Source organism: Ensifer sp. 2TAB8, assembly GCF_052115125.1.
In the GTDB taxonomy this organism is placed as follows: Bacteria; Pseudomonadota; Alphaproteobacteria; order Rhizobiales; family Rhizobiaceae; genus Ensifer.
The window spans coordinates 25,057-38,062 of sequence record NZ_JBFRGB010000013.1; the positions used below are offsets into that span (position 1 = coordinate 25,057).

A 13,006-nucleotide genomic window follows, 5' to 3' on the forward strand; every position below is an offset into this window, starting at 1 on the left:
ATGCAATCTATCCCGATTTTGGTCTATCACAGTGTCGGTCGTGATTGTGCCCCGGCATATCGACGCTGGCTGGTGACCGAGCGGGAGTTGGACGCGCATCTACGTGCCTTGTCGCAGCGCGGCTACCGCTCGATTACGGTTGCCGACCTCGCGCTATTGCGAAGCCGCGGACAATTGGTGCCTCCGCGCACCTGCTTGATCACCTTCGACGATGGTCTTCGGGATTTTTCCGAAGCCGCACTGCCTGTTCTGGCCGCCCGCAAATTCGCCGCTACCCTCTACGTTGCGACTGGATTTGTAGGGAAGACCGCTCGATGGCTTTCAGATCTTGGCGAGGGAAATCGTCCGATGCTCGACTGGGGCGCGTTGCGTGATCTGCAACGCGCAGGAGTCGAGATTGGCGCGCATTCTGTGAGCCATCCGGAACTTGACACGCTTTCGAGGGCAAAAGCTACAACGGAGCTTCGAGATAGCAAAAAAGCCCTGGAAGACGGTTTGGGTGCTCCCGTCACCACATTTGCCTACCCCCACGGTTACGCGTCAAGCGAAACGCGCCGGATTGCGCAAGAGGCCGGATACCTTGCGGCTTGCCGCGTTCGCCATGCGCTGAGTAGCCAGACGGAAGATCTCTTTGCGCTGTCTCGGATCGTTGTCACCAGCGAGGTAACACCGGACGCGCTCATGGATCTGATCGAGATGCCGCAACTGCCCGTCGCGCCACCGGTCGATAGGCTCATTGCCACCGGATGGCGCGCAGCAAGACGCATGCGTGCCTTGCACCGGTCGGTGTTTCCACGACGCCAGGTGGCCGGGTCAGAAAGTGGGGGGTGATGCGTTCAGCGGGATGGATCGGCCTTGTCGCGGTTGGCTTCCTTTGGGCGGGGTCGGCGTCTGCCACTACGCCACAAACCTCCGCAAATCGCCCTAATTCGCAAACCGACCTGCCTGACGGAGACCAGGTTTTCCAGCCCAACCTCGGTCGAGCACTCTCACAACTGGCGGATCTCTACCTCGCACGCCGCATCGACGGCGCGACCGTCGACCGGTTGCTCGTGGAGTATGAAGACTTGCTGCGCAACGCCGGGCCCGATGCGATCGTAGCCGTGTCGCAGCCGAAAACCGGAGGTGCGGTTGTCAATGATGTGCCCGACGGCGCCCGCGTCCTCAAGCTCTACTCACGGGCGGCAGCCTATGGGTATCGGGGTGCGCTGATCGGCCTGGGAGATCTCTACAGTCGTGGCGAACTCGTGGCGCATGACCCCACAAAGGCATTCGCCGCGTACACCAAGGCGGCAAATCAAGGGGTCGTCGCTGGGCAGTTGCGGGTCGCGGAGTTGTTGATCCGCGGTGAAGGCACGCAACGCGACGTGGCGGCAGGAGCGGCAAACTTGCGCTCGGTCGGTGGATCCGACAATCCAGGCGTCCTCGAGCAACTGGCTGATCTTTGTCTATCCGGGCGCGTTCCGGAGCAGGGGGAGATCGCCGTTGCCGCGCTTCGTAAGGCCGCAGCTCTTGGCTCGACAAGTGCGCAGGTCAGGCTGGGAGACCTCTATTATTCCGGAACGGTCTTGGCGACTGACTACGCCGCGGCGGTCGTTCATTACCGCCTGGCTGCTGAACAAGGGAATGTGGAAGCGAAGGTCCGGCTTGCAGAAATGCAGGCACGCGGTCAAGGCATGTCACGCAATGTGAAGCAAGCGATCGGTGAACTGCAGGCTCTGGCCGATCTCGGTGCGCCAATCGCCGACCTCTCGCTTGGAAGTTTTTATCTGAAAGGCGATGTCATTCCGGCGGATTGGCACCGCGCGGTGGAATATTACCGTCAGGCCGCCGCCCACGGCAGCGCGACGGCGCTGATGCAGCTTGGCGATCTGTACGCGGATCAAGCGGCGGTGAGTGGTGACTATGGTCCAGCTGTTGCAAGTTACCGCCAGGCTGCGGCGACCGGGAATGTCGGTGCAAGAGTGCGGCTTGCAGAGATGAAGGCGAGAGGGCGCGGCGTGTCGCGGGACCTCGCCGCTGCGACGACAGAGCTGATCTCGCTTGCCAGTACAGGAGAAGCTGCTGCCTCTTTGGCTCTCGGTGACCTCTATGGGGACGGTCGGGCACTCGCGATCGAGCCCGCTAAGGCGCTAATCTACTATCGTCAGGCCGCCGCTCAAGGCAGCGTAACGGCATTGCTAAGGCTCGGCGAATTTCATTCGGAAGGCGAATTGTCACGGCCTGAATATGGGCGGGCGCTCGAATACTATCGTGCAGCAATCGAGAGGGGTAGTGCCAGCGCAAAAGTGCGGTTGGCCGAAATGCAGGCGAAGGGCCGTGGCGTGGCACAGGACGTTGCCTCTGCCAAGGCCGAACTGGAAGGCTTGGCGGCGCAGGGCGAGGGGGAGGCGTCACTTATTCTGGGCGATCTCTACGCGCGAGGGGAGGTCATGCCGGTAGATGCTGCCCAAGCCTGGCTCCATTATCGGCGCGCTGCCGATCAGGGGAGTGTTCCGGCGCTGACACGGCTTGGGGATCTCTACTCCTCGAATGACACGTCCAAGCCTGACTACACGCTCGCGCAGGATTATTACCGCCGTGCCGTTGGCAGGGGCAGCGCAAATGCGCAGGTGCGGCTTGCGGAAATGGAGGCTCACGGACAGGGAACCGTTCAAAACGTAACATTGGCAACCCGCACGTTGATCTCACTCGCTGAACGAGGGGAACCGGCCGCGGCCCTCACCTTGGGGAACCTCTATTACGGCGGAGAGGTCGTGCGGGCTGATCCGGCACGCGCGATCGGCTATTACCAGCAAGCTGCCGCGCTCGGAAGCACAACGGCTTTGGTTCGGCTGGGCGATATTTACGCCGCCCAGGGCGCACTGACGGGCGACTACGGGACTGCAATCGTAAGCTATGAACAGGCGGCCAGGGGCAATGCCGGCGCGAAGGTGCGCCTTTTGGAAATGAAGGCAAGGGGACGCGGTACAGCACAGGACATATCCACCGCGAAGGCCGAATTGGATGCTTTGGCCGCGGCGGGGGAGGCTGGTGCCTCTCTGGCTCTCGGCAATCTCTATAGCGACGGACAGGCGATACCGGCCGAGCCGGCGCAGGCTGTGACTTACTTTCAAAGGGCTGTTGCACAGGGCAGTGTGTCGGCGCTTCTTCGGCTCGGCGAGTTCTATTCCGACGGTGAGCGGTCCGCTGCCGACTACGGGCGCGCGATGGAGTTCTTTCGCAAGGCCGCAGAGACTGGAAACGTCGGCGCAAAGGTGCGGGTCGCTGAAATGAAGGCGCGTGGGCGCGGAGTCCCCCAGGACATCGCCTCCGCTAAGACAGATCTCGAACAACTTGCGGCGGGGGGTGATGCAGATGCGTCATTGGCCCTTGGCGATCTCTACGGCAGAGGCGAGGTCGTTGCCGTCGATCCGCACAAAGCCCTGTACTGGTATCAGCAGGCCGCAGATGTGGGCAGCGTAACCGCCTTGTTGCGGCTTGGTGACTTATACTCCCAAGGGCAGCCAACGATGGTCAACTATGGGCTTGCGCAGGAGTTTTACCGTCAGGCGGTCGGCCGGGGGAGCGTGAACGCCAAGATCCGGCTCGCTGAAATGCAGGCGCGAGGGCAGGGCGTTGCCGGCGATGTTGCGACCGCGACGCGGGAGCTTGCCGAGCTTGCGCAGCGGGGCGAGACTGCGGCCGCTCTCGCGTTGGGTGATCTTTACGGCAGGGGAGAGGCCGTATCTGCGGATCCAACACAAGGTCTGCAATACTATCGGCAGGCGGCCACGCAGGGGAGCATGACGGCGTATCTGCGACTGGGAGACGTCTATTCTGCCGGCAGGACATCGACAACGGACTATGCCGCAGCGCTCGATCACTATCGGCGGGCTGCCAGCCGGGGAAATTCAGTGGCAAAGGTCCGGCTCGCGGAAATGAAGGCGCGAGGACAGGGCGTGGCCCAGGATGTCGCTTCTGCGACAAGTGAGTTGACCGTCCTGGCAGACGGAGGAGAAAAGGCCGCAGCAGTTGCATTGGGCGAGCTTTATAGCAACGGCCAGGTCGTCTCTGCCGATCCGACCCGCGCGGCCGGTTATTATCGCCAGGCCGCGGAGCTTGGCAGCGTCGAGGCAAAAGTCCGGCTCGCGGAGATGAAGGCAAGAGGACAGGGCGTCGCGCAAAATGTGACCGCTGCCACCGCAGAACTTGCGGCACTTGCCAAGGGAGGAGAAGCCAGCGCGTCCCTCACCCTTGGTGATCTCTATGCCGAAGGAAAGATCGTACCGTCCGATCCACCTGTTGCTCTGAATTACTATCGGCAGGCGGTCTCACAGGGGAGCTCAACCGCGCATCTTCGGTTGGGCAATCTCTACTCCGCCGGCGGTCTGTTCGCGACGGACTACGCCGAAGCGTTCGAACAATATCGTCAGGCGGCAGAGCGGGGTAGCAACGAGGCAAAGATCCGGCTTGCAGAAATGACAGCGCGGGGCCAAGGCGCGACCCAGGACGTCGTGTCGGCGACGCGTGCGTTGACGGCGCTTGCCGACAGTGGCGACACGGCCGCAGCGATCTCGCTGGGGGATCTTTACGGTACGGGAGAGGTGGTGCCGTCTGATCCGGTAAGAGCGCTGCATTATTATCGGCAGGCGGCCGACGAAGGCAGCGTTAGCGCGTTGCTGCGACTGGGCGGATACTATTCCGAAAGTGAATCGCCAGTGGCGGATTTTGCCTTGGCGCAAAACTATTATCGCCAGGCTGCCGGGCAGGGGAACGCTGAGGCCGTAGTCCGGCTGGCAGAAATGAAGGCCCGTGGACAGGGCGTGTCTCGAGACGTGACGTCGGCGACACAAGAGTTGGCTGCTCTGGCAGAACAGGGGGAAGCGGCGGCTGCCCTTTCCCTGGGTGAATTCTACCGCAAGGGGGAGGTGGTACAGGCCGACCCGGTGCGCACAGTCGATTATTATCAGCAGGCGGCCGGCCGAGGCAGCCTGACGGCGCTGCTACGGCTCGGCGAGCTCTACTCCATGAGCGAGACGACCATGACCGACTACGCCCGCGCGCGGGACTTTTACCGCCAGGCCGCAGGCCAGGGTAGCGTGGAGGCGAAGGTCCGGCTTGCGGAAATGAAGGCGCGCGGTCTTGGCGTCACTCAAGACCTCGCATCCGCTCAAGCCGAACTCAAGAGCCTTGCTGCGACCGGCCGACAGGAGGCTTCGCTGGCGTTGGGTGATCTCTACAGCGACGGCAAGGTCGTCCCGGCTGATCCTGCCCAGGCATTAGAGTATTTCCGCCAGGCAGCGTCTCAGGGCAGCACGACGGCGAATGTTCGAATGGGGGATCTCTATTTCGCCGGCAAAGGGGTGGCGACAGACTTTGCGACTGCCTTCGACCACTATCGCCGTGCAGCCGAGCGCGGGAATTTGGAGGCAAAGGTAAGGCTCGCGGAAATGCGGGCGCAGGGTAAAGGGATCCCACAGGATATCTCCGCTGCGAAGATTGAGCTCGACAACCTTGCCACCCGCGGTGGGGCAGAGGCGTCGCTCGCCGTCGGCGATCTTTACAGCAAGGGCGAATCCGTGCCGGCGGACCGCGCCCGAGCCGCGGACTATTACCGACAAGCGGCAGCGCAAGGCAACGTCGCGGCGCTGCTGCGGCTCGGCGACTTCTATTCGGAAAGCCAGGCGGCCACGACAGACTTCACGCTCGCACAAAGCTATTATCGTCGCGCTGCAGAACAGGGGAATGTCGCGGCAAAGATACGGCTCGCAGAAATGCAGGCCAGAGGGCAAGGCGGTGAGCAGAACGCGGACGCCGCCAAGTCCGAGTTGGCCGCGCTTGCTGACCGAGGTGAAGCGAGCGCTGCGCTCGCCCTTGGCGATCTCTATGGAAGCGCAGGCGCAATCCCCGTCGATGCGAACCAGGCAATCCGCTACTACGAACAGGCAGCAAAACAGGGGAGTTTGACTGCACTGCTGCGGCTCGGCGATGCCTATCGAGCGCACGAACCAACCAAGGCGTTCGCCGCCTATAGCGCAGCCGCAAAGCAGGGCAGTCTGGACGGGAGCCTGCGGGTTGCGGAGCTGACGATCCGTGGCGAGGGGACAGCGCAGGATGTTTCGCAAGGCGTTGCGAATTTGCGCTTGCTCGCAAAAACTGACAGCCCGAGCGTGCTTGAAGCACTGGCCGACCTCTGCCTGTCCGGTCGCGTGCCAATGCAGCCGGAACTTGGCGTTGCAGCCTTGGAGCGTGCGGCAAATGTCGGTTCTGTCGATGCGCATGTGCGGCTTGGCGATCTATACGCCGCCGGTGACGCGGTGGCACTCAACTATTCGCTTGCGCTCGAGCACTATCGGCAGGCGGCGGGGCAAGGGAGTCTTGAGGCGAAGGTACGGCTTGCGGAGATGAAGGCGCTCGGTCGCGGCATGGCCCCGGACGCCGGGTCTGCTACGGGCGAATTGGCGATGCTCGCCGCGCAAGGTGAAGCAGGCGCCGCTTACTCGCTGGGAGACCTTTATACCAAGGGCCAAACGGTGCCCGTTGATCCTGGGCGCGCGCGACAATACTACCAACAAGCTGCCGGGCAAGGCAGCGTGCGAGCCATGTTGCGGCTTGGCGACGGCTATCGGGCGGAAGATCCGGCCAAGGCGTTCGCGTCCTACGGCGCAGCTGCGGATCAGGGCAACATGGAGGGTCGGCTACGCGTCGCCGAACTGACGATACGGGGCGAAGGAACGGAACGCGACGTCTCCGGCGGGATGGGGGAACTGCGTGCGCTCGGGACCAGTGCAAGTCCGGATATTCTGGTCGCACTCGCCGAGCTGTACCTTTCCGGTCGCATACCCTTGCAGCCGAGCCTCGCTGTGGCGGCGCTCGAAAAGGCAACGCAGTTCGGATCCATTCGAGCGCATTTGCGCCTTGGCGATCTTTATGTCGAGGGGCAGGACGTGAAAGCGGACTACGGCATTGCGCTCGAGCATTATCGTCAGGCGACGGAACAGGGCGATGTCGACGCCAAGATACGTCTCGCCGAGATGCAGGCACGAGGCCAAGGCATGAACAAGGACGTCGCTTCGGCAGTCCATGCGTTGACAGCACTGGCAGCAGACGGGTCGGCGTCAGCCTTGCTTTCGCTCGGTGATCTTTACGGCGGGGGGCAAGTAACCGCGCTCGATCCGAAGTTGGCCCTGACATACTATCAGGACGCCGCGTCGAAGGGCAGCGTCTCAGCAATGCTCAGGCTCGGTGACGCTTATAACAGCGGTCGTCTCGCTGCGCGCAACGTAAAGGAAGCTGAGAGATACTACAAAATGGCTTTCGAAACGGGGAACCCGGGTGCCGCCTTAGCACTGGGTCGCTTCAATGCGTCGACGAAGACCGGAAAGGCCGCTGCGGCAGGCGTCGTTCTGTTGCGACGTTCCGTTGACGAGAACGTGGTCGGTGCATCATCAGCCGTCGCCGAGGCTCTCTTCTACGGGCAGGGCGCGGCTCGCAGCAGCAAGGAGGCCGTTTCGGTCCTGCAGAAGGCTGCGAAAGAGGGTGATCGGATTGCAGCGATCGATTTGATCGAGGCATATCGCGACGGAAAGCGCGACGGTCGGACGCAACTTGTACGCAAGGATAGCGCCAAAGCGAAGTCGACCTTGGCCGCTTCGGTAGACCTGCTTTCCGGTCCGGAGATGAGCATTCAGACCTTCCTTTTGGACGCCTCGACAGCAAAAGCAGGGGCGTTCGAGGCCCTCAGCAACAGGTTCACAGCCCTCACCCAACCGGAACGGCAGCGGGTTGTGCGTGACTTGTCGAGGACGAACCCTCAGCTTTTTGCCTATGTGATCGAGGTACGGCTGCGCCAAAGCGGCGTGCGTGTCGGGCCACTTGACGGGCGGTTGAACGGGGCGGCCCAAGCGGCATTGGTGCGGCAATGCCGCACACTCCTCCCAGCGCGCCAATGCAATCAAGGTGTCTCGACGCCGCGGGTCGTCGAGACACTTGCTCAGATGTTCTGAAGCAACTTTGCAGGTACGGTTTGCGGGCCCTTCCGCAACGTCTCGGCCGCAACTGACACAGGCATAGTGTGGCTTATGGCGGCTGACGCCGCCCTAAGGACCCTGCAGCAGAAGATTTTCTTTAAGGAGGATCTCGATGCGGATCCTCTCTTGCGAAGCCAGGAGCTCGCGGTGGTCGGCACGGGCGCGCATGATGCGCAGCGCGCTTCGCACCGCATGGCCGGGATCCTGGGCGATCAGGGCGTCGATGCGTTCGTCCATCAGCGCCCGCTCGCTGAAGGGCGTGCGTTCGTGGGCAACGACGGTGAGTTGACGCGAACCCTGCGCATTTCCGACCGCCGTCAATGGCGCCCGCGCCTCGGAACTTAGGACGTAGACGGCGAGGGTGTCCGGATTGTGCTCCAGCGTCCGGTGAATGATCAGTTCGGCGCGCTTCTCGTCGGCATAGGTTTCGAGTGAGGGCAGGCATTGGAGATGCGGGAACTGCGCGTTGATGATGCTGTCGAAGCCGAGGCGGCGCTGAATGCTGTCGAGCGCCATCATGGTTTCCGCCACGACCATGATCTTGCCGGACCGGTTGCCGATGAAGCGGCCTGCGATTTTGCCGGCCGTGGCGCCTGCCGCAAAATTGTCGATGCCGACATAGTCGGCGCTTTCCAGCCGTTCCTGGCCGGACAGGAACTGCACGACCCTTACGCCCCGCTCCACGAGCCGCACCAGCGCGTCGCGCACCTGCGGCGATTCCGGTGCCATCACCGCGACGCCATCGACGGCTTCGTGGTCGATGAGGCTCAGATACKTTGCGACGTGGTGCGGATCTGTCATCGGTATCTGCACGGCTTCCACCTCGGTGGAATCGGCGCGTAGCGCATCGCGTGCCTCGGTGACACGCCCGATGAGCTCGCTCAGATATTGGTCACCCGAGACGGGAAGGACGAAGCGAAACCGGTAGGTCTTGTTGCGCGCCAGTGCAACGGCGGCCGGATTCCTGACGAAACCGATGCGCTCAATGGCGTCGTTGACCTTGCGAAAAGCCTTCTTGCTGACATTCGGGCGGTCGTTCAGCACACGGTCGACGGTGGCCAGGCTTACGCCGGCGGCCTCTGCCAGGTCTTTCGCGGTAGGACGCATTCTATCGCTTCTCTTTGCTCTCGATCCTTCAGGGCGATTCCTCCAACAAAAGCAATCGAAAAGCAAGAATTGATGTGCGCACCTCAAAATTTGCTTGCATTGAGGTGCGCACCTCAATATGAATCATGCTGTGGCCACCTGAGGAGTGCGTGAGGCCACGAAGCGGTACGCGGAAGCCGAACCCGTGCGGGAACGTCGCTTCGCAGCTGCTATTCGCCACAGGCGTTTTCAGCTTCCGATGGAGGTCGGAAGGAACGGGGAGGAGGCCCCAGCTATGGAACTTCGTCATTTCAAATCACTGGCCGCATTTGGTGCGTTGCTCGCTGCAAGTGCCGCAAATACCGGCCACGCAAGCGCAGCCGAGCTGACCCTCTGCTGGGCGGCCTGGGATCCGGCAAACGCTCTTGTCGAACTCAGCAAGGACTTCGAGGCCAAGAGCGGCATCAAGATGAAATATGAGTTCGTGCCGTGGCCGAACTTCGCTGACCGCATGCTCAACGAGCTGAACTCCGGCGGCAAACTGTGCGACCTGATGATCGGCGACAGCCAGTGGATCGGCGGCGCCGCGGAAAACGGTCAATACGTCAAGCTCAACGATTTCTTCGACAAGGAAGGGATCAAGATGAGTGACTTCATCCCGGCAACCGTGGTCGGTTATGYCGAATGGCCGAAGAACTCGCCGAACTACTGGGCGCTGCCGGCGTTTGGCGACGTCGTCGGCTGGAGCTACCGCAAGGACTGGTTCGCCCGCCCCGAGCTGCAGGCCGAGTTCAAGGGCAAATATGGCCGCGACCTCGCTGTGCCGAAGACCTTTGCCGAACTCAAGGACATTGCCGAATTCTTCCAGAAGCGGGAGATTGACGGAAAGACGGTCTACGGCGCCGCGATCTATACCGAGCGCGGGTCCGAAGGCATCACCATGGGTGCGATGGACGTGCTCTACAGCTTCGGCTTCGAGTATCAGAACCCGAACAAGCCCTACGAGCTCGAGGGATATGTGAATTCCGCCAAGGCTGTGCAGGGCCTGGAGTTCTATAAGACGCTCTACGACTGCTGCACACCGCCCGGGCATTCCGACGCTTACATGTCCGAGGACATCGACGCCTATAAATCCGGCCAGGTCGCGCTGCACATGAACTTCGCCTTTACCTGGCCTGGCATCAATGCCGACGCCAATGTCGGTGGCGACAAGTCTGGCTATTTCCCGAACCCGGCCGGTCCTGATGGTGTCGCCTTTGCACAGCTCGGCGGCCAGGGTATCTCCGTGGTCGCAGCGTCCGAAAAGCAGGACGATGCGCTCGCCTACATCAAGTGGTTCGCCCAACCGGAAATCCAGCAGAAATGGTGGCAGATGGGCGGCTATTCGGCGCTGCGCAAGGTGGTCGAAGATCCGGGCTTTGCAACGAGCCAGCCCTATGCCCAGACCTTCCTGGACTCCATGGCGATCGTGAAGGACTTCTGGGCCGAGCCCTCCTATGCCTCGCTGCTTCAGGCGACGCAGAAGCGCTTCCACGACTATGTGGTTGCCGGCCAGGGCTCTGCCCAGGATGCGCTCGACGGTCTTGCCAAGGATTGGACGCAGATCTTCGACGACGAAGGCAAGTACTGACGCCATCAAGGCCGTGGCTGCGCACCTCCCAGCGCGCCATGGCGCGACACGGAGCCGGGGATTTTCCCCGGTTCTGTCGCCGCCCACTGCATGTTTCCTCCAATCGTTGCCGCTTGAAGGACAAAACATGCAGCAATTGAAAGTGTTGCAGCGACCTTCGTGCGTTCAACGAGAAGCCCGGCGCTGCAGTCAACTGAGGGAATACCAATGCTGAAATCCACAGTGGACCGGGTCGCCGGAGCGACGCCGCATGCCATTGCCAAACGGGTGCGAGGTCTGTCGGATCGCTCGTTGGCCTGGTTGTTCGTGGCTCCTTCGATCGTCCTGCTTCTTGCGGTCAACATCTTCCCGCTGATCTGGACGGTCCGGCTGAGTTTTACGAACTTTCGGGTCAATCGGCCCAATGCCGAAGTCGAATTCGTCGGGCTCAAGAATTACCTGAGCATCCTGTCCGACAAGGACATCTGGTTGACAATGCAGGCGACGGCCCACTTCCTGATCTGGACGATCGTCCTTCAGGTGCTGATCGGCTTTTCTCTCGCCTATCTGATCAACAAGAAGTTCCGTGGCAACGATCTATGGACGACGATCATCGTGCTGCCGATGATGCTGAGCCCGGCGGTCGTCGGCAATTTCTGGACCTTTCTCTATCAACCGCAGATCGGTCTCTTCAACTACGCGGTCGGCTTTCTCACTGGTGCCGATCCGTCGAGCTTTTCGATGATCGGCGACGTATCGCTTGCGCCCTGGGCAATCGTCATCGTCGATACCTGGATGTGGACGCCCTTCGTGATGTTGATCTGCCTTGCGGGGCTGCGCTCCATTCCGAGCAGCATTTATGAGGCGGCCGAATGCGATCGCGCCAGCAAATGGCGGCAATTCTGGACGATCACCATTCCGCTGGTGCTGCCGTTCCTGATGCTCGCCGTGCTTTTCCGCGGCATCGAGAATTTCAAGATGTTCGACCTGGTGGTGCAGTTGACCGGTGGGGGGCCGGGATCGATCACCGAGCTCACCTCGATCAACCTGAAACGCGAGGCCTTCGAGAAGTGGCGCACCGGCTACGCCTCTGCCTATGCCGTCATCCTCTTCGTCACCGTCTTCGGCTTGGCGTCGATCTACGTCAAAGCCCTGAACAAGGTCAAACAACGATGAGCTATTCCGTAACCGAGCCGTCGCGACGGCAAAAATGGTGCGCCGGGATCCTGGTCGTTGGCTACGCCCTGATCACGATCCTGCCGCTTGTCTGGATCATCGCGACGAGCTTCAAGTCACCGTCCGACGCGATCGCCTATCCGCCGAAGACCTTCTTTACGCCGACGGTGGAGGGCTATGTCAACGTCTTCACGACGCGCACGCGGCTCACCGAGGAGCAATTGAAGGCGGTCGGCGAGCCGCAGACCTGGTATGACAAGCTGGTTCGCAAGGATGGCCTGGTCATCTCCGGTCCGTCTCGGTTTGCCGAGCGGTTCACCAACTCGGTGATCATCGGCTTCGGCTCGACGGTGCTCTGCATCGTGCTCGGCACGGCCGCCGCCTACGCCTTCTCGCGTTTCAAGGTTCCACTGAAGGACGATCTGCTGTTCTTCATCCTCTCGACGCGCATGATGCCGCCGATCGCCGTTGCCATCCCGATCTTCCTGATGTTCCGGTCCTTGGGCCTGAACGATACCCATGCGGGCATGATCTTGCTCTATACCGCCGTCAACCTGTCGCTGTCGGTCTGGCTGCTCAAGGGCTTCATCGATGAGATCCCGGTCGAATATGAGGAGGCGGCTCTGATCGATGGCTACACCCGCTTCCAGGCGTTCTACAAGGTGGTGTTGCCGCAAGCGGCGACCGGCATCGCCTCCACGGCGATCTTCTGCCTGATCTTTGCCTGGAACGAGTACGCCTTCGCGGTGCTTCTGACCTCGGGCAATGCCCAGACGGCGCCGCCTTTCATCCCGACCATCATCGGGGTCAGCGGCCAGGATTGGCCGGCCGTTGCCGCCGGAGCAACCCTGTTCCTCGTCCCGGTCATGGTCTTCACCATTCTTCTGCGCAAACACCTGCTGCGCGGCATCACCTTCGGAGCCGTACGCAAATGACAAGATTTTTCAACGGATTGCTGCATTTGCGTCGCGGCGCCTGGGAAATGCTGGCGTCGGCGCTGATTGCTGCGGGCGTCTTCATGCTCATGCAGCCCTTCGCGCTCGTCCTCTACTCCTGGTCCTTCGTCATAACCTTGCTGGGCACGGTGATGTTCATCATCGTCAGCCATTTTCCGGAGTAAGCC

The 13,006-nt window shown here is 61.6% G+C and carries 7 protein-coding genes; 6 read left to right on the forward strand and 1 reads right to left on the reverse strand.

Annotation, left to right across the window (positions count from 1 at the left end):
- Both AB4Z53_RS21080 and AB4Z53_RS21085 read left to right on the forward strand, forming a co-directional pair.
- Entirely contained in the window at positions 1 to 831 is an 831-nt protein-coding gene (locus AB4Z53_RS21080; protein ID WP_441597580.1) for a polysaccharide deacetylase family protein, read from the forward strand.
- Positions 831 to 7,988 (forward strand): tetratricopeptide repeat protein, encoded by a 7,158-nt coding sequence (locus AB4Z53_RS21085; RefSeq protein ID WP_441597581.1) that lies wholly within the window; start codon positions 831 to 833, stop codon positions 7,986 to 7,988. The genes AB4Z53_RS21080 and AB4Z53_RS21085 overlap by 1 nt, the downstream gene beginning before the upstream one ends.
- A gap of 93 nt (positions 7,989 to 8,081) precedes the next feature.
- Here AB4Z53_RS21085 and AB4Z53_RS21090 read toward each other — a convergent pair whose 3' ends face one another.
- Positions 8,082 to 9,119: a LacI family DNA-binding transcriptional regulator gene (locus AB4Z53_RS21090; RefSeq protein WP_441597582.1), complete on the reverse strand. Its 1,038-nt coding sequence runs from the start codon at positions 9,117 to 9,119 to the stop codon at positions 8,082 to 8,084.
- Positions 9,120 to 9,393: 274 nt separating this feature from the next.
- Here AB4Z53_RS21090 and AB4Z53_RS21095 point away from each other — a divergent pair, with 274 nt between their 5' ends.
- The 4 genes from AB4Z53_RS21095 to AB4Z53_RS21110 all read left to right on the forward strand — a co-directional run bounded on the left by AB4Z53_RS21095 (position 9,394) and on the right by AB4Z53_RS21110 (position 13,003).
- Positions 9,394 to 10,728 carry an ABC transporter substrate-binding protein gene (locus tag AB4Z53_RS21095; protein ID WP_441597583.1) on the forward strand — a complete coding sequence of 445 codons (1,335 nt, stop codon included), beginning with the start codon at positions 9,394 to 9,396 and terminating at the stop codon, positions 10,726 to 10,728.
- A 207-nt stretch (positions 10,729 to 10,935) separates the two neighbouring features.
- Complete coding sequence (locus tag AB4Z53_RS21100) at positions 10,936 to 11,883, forward strand: carbohydrate ABC transporter permease (protein ID WP_291151019.1); 948 nt, start codon at positions 10,936 to 10,938, stop codon at positions 11,881 to 11,883.
- Positions 11,880 to 12,818 (forward strand): carbohydrate ABC transporter permease, encoded by a 939-nt coding sequence (locus AB4Z53_RS21105; protein WP_441597584.1) that lies wholly within the window; start codon positions 11,880 to 11,882, stop codon positions 12,816 to 12,818. The genes AB4Z53_RS21100 and AB4Z53_RS21105 overlap by 4 nt, the downstream gene beginning before the upstream one ends.
- A complete protein-coding gene (locus AB4Z53_RS21110; RefSeq protein ID WP_065372979.1) occupies positions 12,815 to 13,003 on the forward strand; it encodes a hypothetical protein in 189 nt (62 codons plus the stop codon). Before AB4Z53_RS21105 ends, AB4Z53_RS21110 begins: the two co-directional genes overlap by 4 nt.
- Positions 13,004 to 13,006 lie beyond the last annotated feature (3 nt).